The sequence below is a fragment of the Pantoea sp. B550 genome, from assembly GCF_024158165.1.
Taxonomy (GTDB): domain Bacteria; phylum Pseudomonadota; class Gammaproteobacteria; order Enterobacterales; family Enterobacteriaceae; genus Pantoea; species Pantoea alfalfae.
The window spans coordinates 1,360,043-1,375,066 of sequence record NZ_JAMYXI010000003.1; the positions used below are offsets into that span (position 1 = coordinate 1,360,043).

The 15,024-nt window shown below is 53.9% G+C and carries 15 protein-coding genes and 1 tRNA gene; 9 read left to right on the forward strand and 7 right to left on the reverse strand.

Annotated elements, in window-relative coordinates; translation table 11 throughout:
* Positions 1-27: 27 nt before the first annotated feature.
* A complete protein-coding gene (locus tag NIM72_RS09375) occupies positions 28-1,338 on the reverse strand; it encodes an inorganic triphosphatase (RefSeq protein ID WP_161734964.1) in 1,311 nt (436 codons plus the stop codon).
* A 271-nt stretch (positions 1,339-1,609) separates the two neighbouring features.
* Here NIM72_RS09375 and NIM72_RS09380 point away from each other — a divergent pair, with 271 nt between their 5' ends.
* Together NIM72_RS09380 and NIM72_RS09385 are read left to right on the forward strand one after the other, a co-directional pair.
* Positions 1,610-2,230 (forward strand): TIGR04211 family SH3 domain-containing protein, encoded by a 621-nt coding sequence (locus tag NIM72_RS09380; RefSeq protein WP_008925741.1) that lies wholly within the window; start codon positions 1,610-1,612, stop codon positions 2,228-2,230.
* A 158-nt stretch (positions 2,231-2,388) separates the two neighbouring features.
* Entirely contained in the window at positions 2,389-3,621 is a 1,233-nt protein-coding gene (locus NIM72_RS09385; protein WP_161734961.1) for a multifunctional CCA addition/repair protein, read from the forward strand.
* 15 nt (positions 3,622-3,636) lie between these two features.
* On the opposite strand, the gene bacA is transcribed toward NIM72_RS09385, so the two are convergent.
* Positions 3,637-4,455, reverse strand: coding sequence for an undecaprenyl-diphosphate phosphatase (gene bacA, locus NIM72_RS09390; RefSeq protein ID WP_003848438.1), 819 nt, complete (start codon positions 4,453-4,455; stop codon positions 3,637-3,639).
* Positions 4,456-4,646: 191 nt separating this feature from the next.
* On the reverse strand, positions 4,647-5,006 hold the full coding sequence (gene folB / locus NIM72_RS09395) for a bifunctional dihydroneopterin aldolase/7,8-dihydroneopterin epimerase (RefSeq protein ID WP_013359068.1): 360 nt from the start codon (positions 5,004-5,006) through the stop codon (positions 4,647-4,649).
* 108 nt (positions 5,007-5,114) lie between these two features.
* Here folB and plsY point away from each other — a divergent pair, with 108 nt between their 5' ends.
* A complete protein-coding gene (plsY, locus tag NIM72_RS09400; protein ID WP_098052336.1) occupies positions 5,115-5,720 on the forward strand; it encodes a glycerol-3-phosphate 1-O-acyltransferase PlsY in 606 nt (201 codons plus the stop codon).
* A 29-nt stretch (positions 5,721-5,749) separates the two neighbouring features.
* Here the strand turns inward: plsY and tsaD are convergent, their stop codons facing one another.
* Positions 5,750-6,763 (reverse strand): tRNA (adenosine(37)-N6)-threonylcarbamoyltransferase complex transferase subunit TsaD, encoded by a 1,014-nt coding sequence (gene tsaD, locus NIM72_RS09405; RefSeq protein WP_150014796.1) that lies wholly within the window; start codon positions 6,761-6,763, stop codon positions 5,750-5,752.
* 277 nt (positions 6,764-7,040) lie between these two features.
* Between tsaD and rpsU the strand changes: the two genes are divergently transcribed.
* The 3 genes from rpsU (at position 7,041) to rpoD (ending at position 11,193) form a co-directional block, all read left to right on the forward strand.
* The gene (rpsU, locus tag NIM72_RS09410) at positions 7,041-7,256 is read left to right on the forward strand and encodes a 30S ribosomal protein S21 (RefSeq protein ID WP_001144069.1); all 216 of its coding nucleotides are present in this window, start codon (positions 7,041-7,043) and stop codon (positions 7,254-7,256) included.
* 118 nt (positions 7,257-7,374) lie between these two features.
* On the forward strand, positions 7,375-9,120 hold the full coding sequence (gene dnaG / locus NIM72_RS09415) for a DNA primase (protein WP_161734958.1): 1,746 nt from the start codon (positions 7,375-7,377) through the stop codon (positions 9,118-9,120).
* 231 nt (positions 9,121-9,351) lie between these two features.
* Positions 9,352-11,193: an RNA polymerase sigma factor RpoD gene (rpoD, locus tag NIM72_RS09420; RefSeq protein WP_013359071.1), complete on the forward strand. Its 1,842-nt coding sequence runs from the start codon at positions 9,352-9,354 to the stop codon at positions 11,191-11,193.
* A gap of 75 nt (positions 11,194-11,268) precedes the next feature.
* Here the strand turns inward: rpoD and mug are convergent, their stop codons facing one another.
* Positions 11,269-11,787 (reverse strand): G/U mismatch-specific DNA glycosylase, encoded by a 519-nt coding sequence (mug, locus tag NIM72_RS09425; RefSeq protein ID WP_161734955.1) that lies wholly within the window; start codon positions 11,785-11,787, stop codon positions 11,269-11,271.
* Positions 11,784-12,368, reverse strand: a complete 585-nt coding sequence (locus tag NIM72_RS09430; RefSeq protein WP_253420070.1) for a TetR/AcrR family transcriptional regulator — start codon at positions 12,366-12,368, stop codon at positions 11,784-11,786. The genes mug and NIM72_RS09430 overlap by 4 nt, the downstream gene beginning before the upstream one ends.
* Before the next feature lie 137 nt (positions 12,369-12,505).
* Here NIM72_RS09430 and NIM72_RS09435 point away from each other — a divergent pair, with 137 nt between their 5' ends.
* From NIM72_RS09435 to NIM72_RS09445, 3 genes are all read left to right on the forward strand, one after another.
* Positions 12,506-13,297 carry an SDR family oxidoreductase gene (locus tag NIM72_RS09435; RefSeq protein WP_253420073.1) on the forward strand — a complete coding sequence of 264 codons (792 nt, stop codon included), beginning with the start codon at positions 12,506-12,508 and terminating at the stop codon, positions 13,295-13,297.
* A 202-nt stretch (positions 13,298-13,499) separates the two neighbouring features.
* A tRNA-Ile gene (locus NIM72_RS09440) sits at positions 13,500-13,575 on the forward strand.
* A gap of 608 nt (positions 13,576-14,183) precedes the next feature.
* A complete protein-coding gene (locus NIM72_RS09445) occupies positions 14,184-14,456 on the forward strand; it encodes a hypothetical protein (protein ID WP_253420076.1) in 273 nt (90 codons plus the stop codon).
* 118 nt (positions 14,457-14,574) lie between these two features.
* Here the strand turns inward: NIM72_RS09445 and NIM72_RS21500 are convergent, their stop codons facing one another.
* Positions 14,575-14,730, reverse strand: coding sequence for a YnfU family zinc-binding protein (locus tag NIM72_RS21500; protein ID WP_216844881.1), 156 nt, complete (start codon positions 14,728-14,730; stop codon positions 14,575-14,577).
* Positions 14,731-15,024 lie beyond the last annotated feature (294 nt).

A 15,024-nucleotide genomic window follows, 5' to 3' on the forward strand; every position in this document is an offset into this window, starting at 1 on the left:
CTCCTTGATGGCGGTACGAATTACCCGTTAGCGGCCAGCGCCGCTGGTGAGCCAGAATGGCTGCTGTTTCAGAGCCTGCGACGTCAGCCAGGCTAAGCCGGATGACTGCTTTTCATGAATCGCCGACAGCAGTTGCTGCCAAGGTTCCAGCCAGGCCATTACCGTTTCTGCAGGATAAGATCCGGCCAGCAAATGCACCGTAAGCAGCTGACGCGCCAGACGCGTGGCTTTGTCCTGATACTCGTTAGGTTGTTTGACCGTGACGAACGTCTCTCTCAGGTCAGCATTGACGCGACTCAGCATGATGTCGCTGAAGCGCTTAAATGAACCCTGCAGCTTGGCCTCCCCTTTGGCATCAATCCACTGACGCCACTGAGACTCAGCCAGCCAGTGGGTCAGCGCCCGCTGCGTTTCAACCGAGAGAGAAGATAAGCAGAACGTCGCCGCCTCCTGCTCTTCGTTCACCAGCATCTCTTCCAGCGTGGTCAGTTGCTGACGCAGGGCGCTGCTGGCTTTGCGTGGCACCAGCGCACCGAACAGGCTGAATGCCTGACGCAGCAGATCCAGCGCTTCGCGCACCGCATCCTGCGCCGCCGCGTTGCCGCGCAGCCAGACTTCTTCATGATATTGCCAGTGACGCAAGCCAGCCGACATCGCAGCGACCATGCCCTGCTCAACTGTCGCTTTAACGCCGGCTTTCAGCAGCGGGAAAGCCTCAATCTGGCGTGGCGAATTACCCTGCGCCAGTTGATAACCGCGGGCGGCTTTGCTCAGGCTGCCCATACGCAGACCACCCAGCGCCACCAGCTGCTGTGCGAAGGCCAGCAGATCCTGGCGTTCGCCACGTTTCAGCTCCAGCTCGATCTCGCACAGCGGTTCGCTGAGATCACCTGCCGTGACCTCGCCCTGATCAAACGCCACTTCAATTTCACTGTTGCCTGTGGTGATCAGCCAGATCTCGCGCTGAAAATGGGTGGTAAACAGGGGCTGCAAGCGCGGCTGCAGCGCTGCGACATCGGTGCCCTGCGGCCAGATTTCTGCAGGCAGGCGGGCAATATCCAGCACCGGCTCGCTGAGTTCAACGTTGTATTCCGGGCGCTGATGCAGCCCGCCGAGCGTCTGGCCCGCCGCTTTCAGCGTCATTTCGTACCGCTGGTCGATGCCACGGATACGCAATCCCATATCCCAGCGTCGAAGCTGGTTGTCGTCGGTTTCGAAGTAGATGTTGGTCAGCTCGCGAGCAGCCTGATGCTGATGCGGCAGAGTGGAGAGCAGTTCAGCCAGTTTCCCGGCCGCTTGTGGAGTTGCAATGAACTTTAGTTCGATTTCGATGGTCATAATTTTTTATTCACTACGCCGCTGGCACTTAAGAGAGTTTTTCCTGCATATTTCAGGCGATTATCAGCAGGTTACTCACGCTGTCGCCTGGAGGGCAAGGGGGTATCAGGCGAAGATTAATGCACAGAAGCCGCGCTGTCTCTGCTTTCTTTGCTCTTTCGCAGACCTTTTCGCACTCTCATGAGACCAGGATAGTTCTCATTCAGATTTATGCGAGGCCTCTCCAGACTGTGCCGGTAAATTTTAGTCAGACTAAGCCAAACGAAATCGAATGAAAAAAATCACACTCGCTGGACTCACTTTGCTGGCCCTCAGCACCCTTGCACCTGCCCATGCCGACGAAAAACGCTATGTTTCTGATGAACTCTCAACCTGGGTACGCAGCGGGCCGGGCGATCAGTTTCGCCTGCTCGGTAAGCTGAACGCCGGAGAAGAGGTGCAGCTGTTACAGACCAACAATGACACCCATTACGGCCAGATCCGTGATTCGGAAGGCCGCACTACCTGGATCCCCCTGTCGCAGCTTAGCGCGAATCCGAGCCTGCGTACCCGTGTGCCGCAGCTTGAGCAGCAGGTGAAAGATTTGACAGCCAAGCTGGATAACATCGATAACAGCTGGAACCAGCGTACCGCTGAGATGCAGAACAAAGTCGCCAGTAGCGACGGCGTGATCAACGGGCTGAAAGGCGAGAATCAGAAGCTGAAAAATGAGCTGATCGTCGCTCAGAAGAAAGTCAGCGCCGCTAACGTTCAGCTGGATGACAAGCAGCGCACCATTATCATGCAGTGGTTTATGTATGGCGGTGGCGTGCTGGGTGTTGGCCTGCTGCTGGGACTCTTACTGCCGCACATGCTGCCGCGTCGTAAGAAAAGCGACCGCTGGATGAACTGACCCCCCTTCTGTCGGTCTGATCAGGGGATCACAGGATCCCCCTTTTGGCATGTCTGCAATCCGGGGAATCTGTGCAACAATAAAATGAGATGCACCGCCGATTTCTGGCGCGGGATACGCCCGGCGTGCAGGTCATTTCTTTTTCTCTGGAGTGTTGCGTGAAGACGTTTCTTGTTGGCGGTGCGGTGCGTGATGCGCTGCTGAATCTGCCGGTTACAGATAAAGATTGGGTGGTAACAGGTTCCACGCCCGAAGCCATGCTTGAGCAGGGTTATCAACAGGTCGGTCGCGATTTTCCCGTTTTCCTGCATCCCGTCAGTCGCGAAGAGTATGCGCTGGCCCGGACCGAGCGGAAAAACGGGAAAGGCTACACCGGCTTTGTCACCTGGTCTGCGCCCGACGTGACGCTGGAGCAGGACTTACAGCGCCGCGATCTGACCATCAATGCCATCGCACAGGATGAAAACGGCGAGCTGGTTGATCCCTACAACGGCCAGCGTGATATTGCCCTGCGCCTGCTGCGTCACGTCTCGGAAGCCTTCAGTGAAGACCCGCTGCGGGTATTGCGTGTCGCGCGCTTTGCTGCGCGTTTTGCTCATCTCAACTTTCGTATTGCCCCCGAAACCCAGCAGCTGATGCAGCAGATGGCTGCAAGCGGTGAGCTGTCGAATCTCACTGCCGAACGGGTGTGGAAAGAGACAGAAAAAGCACTGGGCACCCGTAATCCGCAGGTCTACTTTCAGGTGCTGCGCGACTGCGGTGCGTTGCAGGTGCTGTTTCCTGAGCTGGATAATCTGTTTGGTATTCCTGCACCGATTAAGTGGCACCCGGAGATCGACACCGGTGTGCATACGCTGATGACGCTGGCGATGGCCGCCGCGCTCTCCGGCGAGATCGATGTGCGCTTTGCTACGCTGTTCCATGACGTCGGCAAGGCGCTGACACCGCCTGAATTGTGGCCAAGCCACCACGGTCATGGACTGGCAGGCGTTCCGCTGGTCGAGGCGCTGTGCCAGCGGCTGCGGGTGCCCAACGCAATTCGCGATCTGGCGCTGATCGTGACCGAATTTCACGACATTGTGCACACCATTGAGCGGCAATCTGCGGCGTCACTGGTAGCGCTGTTTGATCGCATCGATGCCTGGCGTAAGCCGCAGCGCGTTGAGCAGATGGCGCTGACCAGCGAAGCAGATGCGCGCGGACGTGCCGGGCTGGAGAGTATGCCTTATCCGCAGGGCGACTATCTGCGTCGTGCTTTTGCGCTGGCGCAGACGGTGCCGACTAAAGCGGTCGTCGAAGCGGGATTCAAAGGGATGGAAGTACGAAAAGAGATGACGCGACGACGCATTGCCGCTGTCGCGCAAGGTCTGGCGATTGGGCAGCCTGACTAGCAGGCTGCCACAGGTTTACATGAAGACCATGTAAACCGCTGCCGCCACGATGAAGCGGTAAATGGCGAACGAGACAAAAGAGATGCGTTTGATCAGCTCAAGGAAGGCTTTAATCGCAATCAGCGCCACGATAAACGCCGTGACAAAGCCCACGGCGAACATCGGGAAGTCCGCCATCGTCAGGAAGCCGATGCTCTTGTACATGTCCAGTACAGTCGCACCCATCATCATTGGCACGGCCAGGATGAAGGAGAATTCTGACGCGGCATAGCGGCTCACACCCATCAGCATCCCGCCGGAGATGGTTGCTCCAGAACGTGAGAAGCCCGGCCACAGCGCTAAGCACTGGAAACAGCCAATCATAAACGCCTGACGATAGGTAATATCATCGACACCTACGGCTTTCGGCTGTTTTGGCTTGAGATACTCTGCGGCCAGCAGCAGCACACCCCCCACGACCAGCGCGTACATCACGTTGATCGGATTGAACAGCGTTTTGATCTGATCGTGCAGCACCAGACCCACCACCACAGCCGGAACCATACCCAGCAGGATATGGATCAGCGACAGACGACCGGTGCCGACACCTTCATGTTTGACTTCGCCAAAGTGAATGCCGATCAGGCCAAACAGACGGCGCCAGAACATCACTACTACAGCCAGAATCGATCCTAACTGGATCACAACTTCAAAGGTCTCGGCTTTTTCACCTTCAAAGCCCAGCAGGTGACCCACTATAATCATGTGCCCTGTGGAAGAGACCGGTAAAAATTCGGTCAGCCCTTCCACAACGCCCAGGATTGCAGCTACCCAAAGCTGATGAATATCTGCCATCAAATGTTCCCTCTATCCGTTTCAAAACCATTAAAAAGGCGGTAGCGCGTTGCTATCGCCTGAAATCATGCCGCAATTAGCCTGAATTAAACCTTAAGCTCCGCTCCGTTTCGCCTGCTGTAACGAAACGGTCCACGCTATGACAGACAGTAATTTGGTTTGGTTTCATTGTGATGGCAATCACATCGTATTTATTTAGGAATAGTCCCGCGCTCAATTCGCACGCCAACCTGCGCCGCCTGGGCTACAGCGCCCGGTTTGCTTACCTTTATGCGTACGCCAGGCGAATTGAAACGGTTCATCAACAGATCCGCGATTTCTTCAGCTACCCGCTCAACCAGGGCAAAACGCCCCCCATTCAGATGGGTCAGAATCGCAGAGGAGACATCGGCATAGCTGAGACAATCTTTCACATCGTCGCTGCTGGCCGCCAGACGGTTATCCCAGGCCATTTCGACATCGAGCACCAGCTTCTGCTGTATACCCTGTTCCCAGTCGTAAACGCCAATGGTGGTGAACACCGTGAGTTGTTCTATAAATACGATATCCATGATGAGGGTCTCTGTTTTTGGCTAAGCCGGATACCACTTCCGGCGGATTATGCGTATTATCCACGGTTGATGAGATCAAAACGACCCTAAAGGGAACGGTACGGTGTTATGAGTGCTTTCGCGCTTGGTATGATTATTTTCGCGTATCTTTGCGGTTCGATTTCCAGTGCGATTCTGGTTTGCAAACTCGCTGGCCTGCCCGATCCCCGCACACACGGTTCCGGTAATCCGGGTGCCACCAACGTACTGCGTCTGGGCGGTAAAGCCGCTGCAGCCAGCGTATTAGTGTTTGATGTGCTGAAAGGGATGGTACCGGTCTGGCTGGCTTATCTGATGCACGTGACGCCGCTCTATCTTGGCCTGACCGCCATTGCCGCCTGTCTCGGTCATATTTATCCGGTGTTCTTTCACTTTCGCGGTGGCAAAGGCGTAGCAACGGCATTTGGCGCGATTGCGCCGATTGGCTGGGACTTAACCGGGCTGGTTACCGGCACATGGCTGCTCACGGTGCTACTCAGTGGCTATTCTTCGCTGGGGGCGATTGTCAGTGCACTGATCGCGCCATTCTATGTCTGGTGGTTCAAACCGCAGTTTACCTTTCCGGTTTCCATGCTCTCCTGTCTGATCCTGCTGCGTCATCACGATAATATTCAGCGGCTGTGGCGCGGTCAGGAAGGTAAAATCTGGAAGCGCAAAAAGAAATCTCAGCCATAAAAAAAGCCGGCAAGCCGGCTTTTTTCACATCAGATCGCGGGCAACTCCGCCAGCGGCCATCGCGGCCGCACGCTGACGCTTAACTCGCCCCGTGTTCCGCCTTTTAACCGCACCATGCCCGCATACGCGATCATTGCACCGTTGTCGGTACAGAACTCCGGGCGGGCGTAAAACACTTCGCCGCCGCGCTTTTGCATCATAATTGCCATCTGCTCGCGCAATGTGCGGTTAGCGCTGACGCCCCCGGCAATCACCAGACGCTTAAAGCCGGTCTGATCCAACGCGCGTTTACATTTGATCGACAGCGTATCCACCACCGCATCTTCAAAGGCGCGGGCGATGTCAGCACGGGTCTGCGCATCATCAGGATTGGCGCGAATCGTATTAGCAGCAAAGGTTTTCAGGCCGGAGAAGCTGAAATCCAGGCCCGGACGATCGGTCATCGGACGCGGGAAGGTGAAACGCCCCGCCGTGCCCTGCTGCGCCATCTTCGACAGCATCGGCCCGCCCGGATAATCCAGGCCGAGCAGCTTCGCCGTCTTATCAAAGGCTTCGCCCGCGGCATCATCGATCGATTCACCCAGCAATTCATATTCACCGACGCCGGTGACGCTAATCAGCTGGGTATGCCCGCCGGACACCAGCAGTGCGACAAACGGAAACTCCGGTGGATTCTCTTCCAGCATTGGTGCCAGCAGGTGCCCTTCCATATGATGAACCGGCACGGCAGGCACTTTCCATGCAAACGCCAGCGCGCGGCCAATGGTGGCGCCGACCAGTAGCGCACCGACCAGTCCGGGACCGGCAGTGTAAGCGACTGCATCAATCTGCTGCGGCTCCAGACCCGCTTCTTTCAGCGCCGCCTGAATCAGCGGCACGGTTTTACGCACGTGATCGCGTGAGGCCAGTTCCGGCACCACACCACCATAGTCGGCGTGCAGTTTTACCTGGCTGTAGAGCTGGTTAGCCAGTAATCCAGCCTCGTCATCATAGATTGCGATGCCGGTTTCATCGCACGACGTTTCAATACCCAGAATTCGCATTGCATCACCTCATTCTTGCGGCGCGCAGTTTATCACAGCAATGTGATGTGCAGCGCGGGCATCCCGCGTAAAAAGTCATTTTCTGTCGGCTAAAGAGTGCGCTATACTCCCGCCCCTGGAAAAACCGGCAGCCGCACAGGCAAACGCTCCTGTTGGTTTCAAATTATCCATGGTGCTTTACAAACCAACATGAGTTGGAGTAAAATGCTGCACCATTTTGAAATGTGCTGGCGCCGCAGTCAGCAGCAAAACCGAATTTTATCGAGGTGAGAGTTACATGCCGGTAATTAAAGTACGTGAAAACGAGCCATTTGACGTAGCACTGCGTCGCTTCAAGCGTTCATGCGAGAAAGCAGGCGTTCTGGCTGAAGTTCGTCGTCGTGAGTTCTATGAAAAACCGACTACCGAACGTAAGCGCGCTAAAGCGTCAGCAGTTAAGCGTCATGCCAAGAAACTGGCTCGCGAAAACGCACGCCGCACTCGTCTGTACTAAGTCGTTCCGGAGGTTCGCCTCCACCGCGTGATTCACGCAGACAGAGTCAAGTAAAAGGCCGTGCTTTCCGAAAGGAAGCGCGGCTTGTTGCCGTTTATGAGCTGAAAATCTGGGGCGTATGGCTGGACGAATTCCACGCGTATTTATCAACGATTTACTTGCCCGCACGGATATCGTGGATCTTATCGATGCCCGCGTTAAGCTGAAAAAGCAGGGTAAGAATTTCCATGCGTGCTGTCCTTTCCATAATGAAAAAACGCCCTCTTTCACCGTAAACGGCGAAAAGCAGTTCTATCACTGTTTCGGCTGTGGTGCACACGGCAACGCTATCGACTTTTTAATGAACTTTGATCGTCTGGAGTTTGTTGAAAGTATTGAAGAGTTAGCCACTTCCCACGGTTTAGACGTGCCTTACGAAGCAGGCAGTGGGCCCAGCCAGATGGAACGCCATCAGCGCCAGAGCCTGTATCAGCTGATGGAGAACCTGAACGGTTTTTATCAGCAGGGTCTGCAGCAATCCAGTGCGCAGCCAGCACGCGACTATCTTGATCGTCGTGGTCTGAGCGCCGACATCATCAATCATTTCGCCATAGGTTACGCGCCAGCCGGCTGGGATAATGTTCTCAAGCGTTTTGGTAAGCAATCGGAAGACCGCGAATCGTTGATGGAGGCGGGCATGCTGGTCAGCAATGACAAAGGCCGTACCTATGACCGGTTTCGCGACCGCGTCATGTTTCCGATCCGCGATAAACGTGGACGCGTCATCGGTTTTGGTGGCCGCGTACTGGGTAACGATACGCCGAAGTATCTGAACTCACCGGAAACCCCTATTTTCCATAAAGGCCGCCAGCTCTATGGCCTGTATGAAGCAGTTAAGAACCATCCTGAACCCGCCCGCCTGTTAGTGGTCGAGGGATACATGGACGTGGTTGCGCTGGCGCAGTACGGGATCGATTATGCCGTCGCGTCATTAGGCACCTCAACCACGGCTGAACACATTCAGTTGCTGTTTCGCAGTACCGACACCGTGATCTGCTGTTACGACGGCGACAGGGCGGGTCGTGAAGCGGCATGGCGTGCGCTTGAGACCGCATTGCCTTACATGAATGATGGTCGTCAGCTACGCTTTATGTTTTTACCTGAGGGTGAAGACCCGGATACGCTGGTACGCAAAGAGGGTAAAGCCGCCTTCGAAGCGAGGATGGAGCAGGCCATGCCGCTCTCTTCGTTTTTGTTTGATAGCCTGCTGCCGCAGGTAGATCTGAGCTCACGCGACGGAAAAGCGCGTCTGAGCACGCTGGCTTTACCGCTGATTACCCAGATCCCCGGTGAGACCTTGCGTATTTATATGCGTCAGGAGTTGGGGAACAAACTGGGTATTCTTGACGACAATCAACTTGAAAAGCTGATGCCGAAGCTGGCTGCAAGTGGAACGGCGCCAGTTGCGCCACCGCTGAAACGGACCACCATGCGTGTGCTGATCGCCTTGCTGATTCAGAACCCGCAGCTGGCTACCCTGGTACCTTCGCTTGATGGGCTGTCTGAGTCAAAAATGCCGGGTTTACCGCTATTTATTGAGTTAGTGGGTCGTTGCACTGAGAATCCTGGATTGACCACCGGACAGCTACTAGAGTTATATCGCGGAACAAATTTTAGTCAGACGCTTGAAACGCTGGCGATCTGGAACCACATGATAGTAGATGAAGAAGCCGAAGCGGTATTTCAGGACTCGCTGGCCAGCATCTACGATTCTGCTCTTGAAGAGCGTTTGGAATTTTTGATTGCGCGTGAGCGCACCCAGGGACTGAGCGCCGATGAGCGCCGTGAACTCTGGACACTCAGTCAGGCTTTTGCCAGGAAATAATTTAGCACGCTGCCCGTTCTGACGAAGGGCAGCGTGGCTGTTTTAAGGCCGGGAGCGTTAAGCCAGGCCTGTACCACCAAAATTTATACAAGCGGCTTAAGTGCCGATTACTGTTGGGCAAAGCCCACGCCGCGACGAAGGCAGCGGCAAGAATTAAACGCCTTTACTGCTATTGTTGGCTCGCTGCCGACCGACACCAATCTAATTTAACAGAAGTGTGGATACCGTCTTATGGAGCAAAACCCGCAGTCACAGCTCAAGCTTCTTGTCACCCGTGGTAAGGAGCAAGGCTATCTGACCTATGCTGAGGTCAATGACCATCTGCCGGAAGATATCGTCGACTCAGATCAGATCGAAGACATCATCCAGATGATTAACGACATGGGTATTCAGGTGGTTGAAGAAGCCCCGGATGCTGACGATCTGATGCTGAATGAAAACAGCTCCGATACTGACGAAGATGCCGCGGAAGCTGCCGCTCAGGTGTTATCCAGCGTTGAATCTGAAATCGGGCGCACCACTGACCCGGTTCGCATGTATATGCGTGAAATGGGTACCGTTGAACTGCTGACGCGCGAAGGCGAAATCGACATCGCCAAGCGTATTGAAGACGGTATCAACCAGGTTCAGTGTTCCGTAGCCGAATACCCTGAAGCGATTACTTATCTTCTGGACCAGTACGACAAAGTTGAAGCAGGTGAATCACGTCTCTCCGATCTGATCACGGGTTTCGTCGATCCTAACGCAGAAGAAGATCTGGCCCCGACGGCAACGCACGTGGGCTCCGAACTTTCTGAAGCCGATCGTAACGACGACGATGAAGAAGATGAAGAGGATGATGACAGCTCCGACGACGATAATTCTATCGACCCGGAACTGGCACGCGAGAAGTTTTCTGACCTGCGTAAGCAGTATGAAACCACCCGCGACGTGATTAAAAGCAAAGGTCGCAGTCATGCTGCTGCCGTTGCCGAAATCCAGAACCTTTCCGACGTCTTCAAGCAGTTCCGCCTGGTACCGAAGCAGTTCGATTACCTGGTAGGCAGCATGCGCACCATGATGGAACGTGTCCGTACCCAGGAACGTCTGATCATGAAGCTCTGTATTGAGCTGTGCAAAATGCCGAAGAAAAACTTCATCACGCTGTTTACCGGCAACGAAACCAATGAAAGCTGGTTCAAAGCCGCACTGGCAATGAACAAGCCGTGGTCTGAGAAGCTGCTGGAAGTGCAGGATGACGTAATGCGTTCCCTGCAGAAACTGGCACAGGTTGAAGAAGAGACCGGCCTGACTATTGAACAGGTTAAAGATATTAACCGTCGCATGTCGATCGGTGAAGCTAAAGCCCGTCGCGCCAAGAAAGAGATGGTGGAAGCGAACCTGCGTCTGGTTATTTCGATTGCCAAAAAATACACCAACCGCGGTCTGCAGTTCCTCGACCTGATTCAGGAAGGTAATATCGGCCTGATGAAAGCGGTAGATAAGTTTGAATATCGCCGTGGTTACAAGTTCTCGACCTATGCGACCTGGTGGATCCGTCAGGCTATCACCCGCTCTATCGCTGACCAGGCACGTACCATCCGTATTCCGGTGCATATGATTGAGACCATTAACAAGCTCAACCGTATTTCGCGCCAGATGCTGCAGGAGATGGGCCGCGAACCGACGCCGGAAGAGCTGGCTGAGCGTATGCTGATGCCGGAAGATAAAATCCGCAAAGTGCTGAAAATCGCTAAAGAGCCGATCTCGATGGAGACGCCGATTGGTGATGATGAAGATTCACATCTGGGCGATTTTATCGAAGACACCACGCTGGAGCTGCCGCTGGATTCTGCTACCTCAGAGAGCCTGCGTTCTGCCACCCACGATGTGCTGGCTGGCCTGACCGCGCGTGAAGCGAAAGTACTGCGCATGCGTTTCGGTATCGATATGAATACCGACCATACGCTGGAAGAAGTGGGCAAACAGTTTGACGTTACGCGTGAGCGTATTCGTCAGATTGAAGCGAAAGCCCTGCGTAAACTGCGCCATCCGAGCCGTTCGGAAGTGCTGCGTAGCTTCCTCGACGATTAAGTCCGACAAAAACCCCGGTTTGCCGGGGTTTTTTATGCCTGTCTGCTACCCGCCTCTCCCCTGCCCTGCGCAGGTTCAGCTGCTCTCCGGATGCAGTTCCAGCCAGAGCTGACGATACGCCTCAACCATTTCGTCCAGTGATGCGCGATTCAGACCACTGGGATTCGGCAACACCCATACCTGCGTTTTCCCCATACAGATCGGCTGTTTCCCCCATTCGACTTTGCTCTGCTTAAAGGCACGACGAAACGCATCTTTACCCAGAATCGCCAGCGCGGCGGGCTGATAATTCAGCACCTTTTCCATCAGCCGCTTGCCGCCGTCCCGCAGCTCATCAGGCGCTAACTCATTCGCCTGCACCGTGGGCCGCTCGACCAGCATCGTGATGCCGCAGCCGGTTTCCTCCAGGCGCTGCTCCTCTTCGGGTTTCAGCTGTTCCCGGGTGAATCCCGCCAGATGGATCACCTTCCAGAAGCGATTACCGGGATGTGCAAAGTGGAACCCCTGATGGGCCGTTGACTGGCCTGGGTTAATGCCGCAGAACAGTACATCCAGACCGGAACTGATGATGTCGCGGATAGCGTGTTCACTCATGCGGTGACCTCCAGCGTGCGCTGCTTCAGCGCTGTGCGACTGCGTTGCAGCAGCAGGCTGGCCTGCTCCGCATCCGGACAGGCTCGCGCCAGCGCCAGCGCGCCAATCATCTCTGCCATCATGCTTGAAGCAAGCGTATCCGCTTCCGTCCACCCCAGCTCACTCAGCAACTGCGTCAGGCTGACATGCATCGTACTGAAGCCCTGAGCGAAGATCTGTCGCGTCGGTTGGGGAAGATGCGCCACTTCGCTCACCAGCGCTGCCATCGGACAGCCCTGCGCCGGTGCATTACGATGCGCCTCGGATAGATAGCTATCAATAAAGTCTGCCACCTGCTGCGCTGGCTGGGTCACGGACTCAGCGGGCTTAAAGGTATCGGCTTCAGCGAACATATGCTTTAGCACCTCCTCAACCAGCTCCTCACGTGACGCAAAATGTGCATAAAAACCGCCGTGTGTCAGCCCGACCCGCTTCATCAGCGCCGCTACACCGATTCCTTCGGTGCCGGTTTCACGCATCACACGCGCCGCCTCATCAAGGATACGCCGCCGCGTCTGTGCTTTGCTGCTCTGCTTCTCCATCTTATTTCCTGCGGTGCCTGCTACGTAGCGTCTGGCTATTATAGTAATTATTACGGTCATCATATTCCAGCTTGACGGCAGATATGATGATCGTCATATTTATAGCGATTATGACGATCATCATACGAGGAAAAAAGATGTCAAAATCAGGCACAGCATTAATCACCGGCGCATCCAGCGGTATCGGCGCGACTTATGCAAAACGACTGGCAGCACGCGGTTATGATCTGATCCTGGTCGCCCGGGATCAGGCGCGACTCACCACCCTGGCGGACACACTGGCAAAGCTGCACGCTGTTCAGGTGACCGTGATGAAGGCTGACTTAACGCAGGAGCAGGACCTGCAGCGTGTGGAGTCGGAGCTCGCGAACAACGCACAGATTACGCTGCTGCTGAATAACGCGGGCATGAACGTTGAGGGTGAGTTTCTGGAGGCGGACATCACACGCATTAACAGCATGCTGGCGTTAAATATTCTGGCCCCAACCCGTCTGGCACAGGCGGCTGGCCGGGCATTCAAAGCACGCGGTCACGGCATCATTATCAATATCGCGTCGGTGCTGTTGCTGGTGCACGAGATGTTCAATGGTGCCTACAACGCCACCAAGTCTTACGTGCTGACACTGACGCGTGCGATGCAGCGCGAACTCGCAGAGAGCGGCGTGCAGGTACAGGCGGTGTTACCCGGTGCGACCCGTACGGAGATTTTCGACCGCGCAGGCCAGTCTATCAATGAAATCCCGGCTGAAATGCTGATGGACGTTGATGAGATGGTGGACGCCGCGCTTGCCGGACTCGACAGCAAGGAGACGGTAACTATTCCGGCGCTGGAAGATCTGCAGATGTGGCACGATTACGATCGGGCGCGTGGTGCAATGGTTCCTCACCTTTCACGGGACAAATCGGCATCCCGCTATCGTCAGAAGTGAGTCAGTCTTAATTCTTTCCGCCTGAAGTACAGTTCTGTTAAAGGCACGGTAAAGCATTATCCGTGCCGTTTTGCGACTACAGCTTCAGGCGTTGCCAGATTTGTTATAGAAATCAGCAGCTAAATCGCTGCTGCTTATTTCAGCAACCGATGGCGGAGTGCTGGATCGCCCTGAAGAGATACTTTATAATCCCCGCTCCGCTGGCCCCTTAGCTCAGTGGTTAGAGCAGGCGACTCATAATCGCTTGGTCGCTGGTTCAAACCCAGCAGGGGCCACCAAATTTTAGCTGTAAAATCAGCAGATTAAAGCCACCTTTCACGGTGGTTTTTTTTATCCTTCAAATCTCACTTCCTTGTTTCTCTCTTCCTATAAAAATCTGAAATTTTTCTGTTAAGCCACCGACAGCTAACCCGGCAGGCCGGAAATCTGCTGATTGATGTCCGACTTCATCAGATGGAAAGTTCGGCCTTTCGCGAACTCAACAGGCGGCGTGGTGATGCCTTAGTGCGCATAGCCCAACTGGTCGGGGCCGTGCCAGGTAAGCTACGTCAGGGAGATGAAGGCTTCAGTATATTGCCGCGTCAGCCGTTTCACCTCTCCCTCACTCTTTCCCTGATTAACCTCACACTCTCATATCCACTATTTTCCCTGTAAAAGACGCCACTCATGCTCACTCTGATAACCCGACGGATACCCCGGAGTCACTTTTTAACTCTGCAGAGGGTATATCAGATTATTTTCATAAACCCGCTATATTTACGGATATGAACAAATGCAGTCAAAACGGGCCAATTGAAATCTGCACAACGTGTGCGCTGAGCTCAGATTAACAATGCTGCAGATTAATTTATTGAACAGAAGATTATGAATAGATTAGAGGTTTATCATGAAAAGTTCATCGAGTGCTGAACTCTGCTGCCGGGTAATTCGTGGAAGAACCATCATGCCGCTGGAGAAAGTTGCGTTGTATCAAGTCGAATTTGAAAATGGCAGATTTTCTGTGTTACGCATTAACAACCTCCTGTCGCTTCAGGAAGGCGATATTATTTCAAGAGTTAATGACGTGTGGTCTGCAGGATCAGATATCATTCAACTTTCACCATTCGAATTTCTCGACCAGGGTGAATCAAAGCGTTATTTCACCGAGTATGAAAGATAATGCAGAGTTATCAGCACATTGAAATACATGTTACGAAGATATTGCCTCAATGAGGGATAAGGTTAAACAGTATAACTTGCTGATGCCTGGTGATCACAACATAAAAAGACGACGGACTTTATATAACATACAATGACTTACAGTGAGGGCATAAAACTGCCTGTCCTTTATTCTTTTTAGCTACAGACTGTCTGGAAAACTTTTTACACACCGGACACTGTGTATTGGTTTCGCTGCTGTGTAGCGCGTCGAAGAGAAAGCTCAACCAGGTCATGTCGTTATCCTCTGAAATGTTGCCATCAGCGTAACACAGTGGAGGTAAATTAATTTTTTTATCTGTCGGCTATGATGTTAAAAAGGGCTAAGGTGAGGAGAAGGCAGCTGTTTATTTTTTTTAACGTTATTTAATCGCCATAAAAGAACGTCAGCCGGATAATCAGGAAAGCTACGAATAACGCAAACAGGACTATAATCAATACCATCTACACCTTTTTATCACCTCCAGCCCTTCTTTTGGCTCCTTTTTTGTCATCCTTTCTTTTTTTCCGGATCCAGCTGCTGCGCAAGC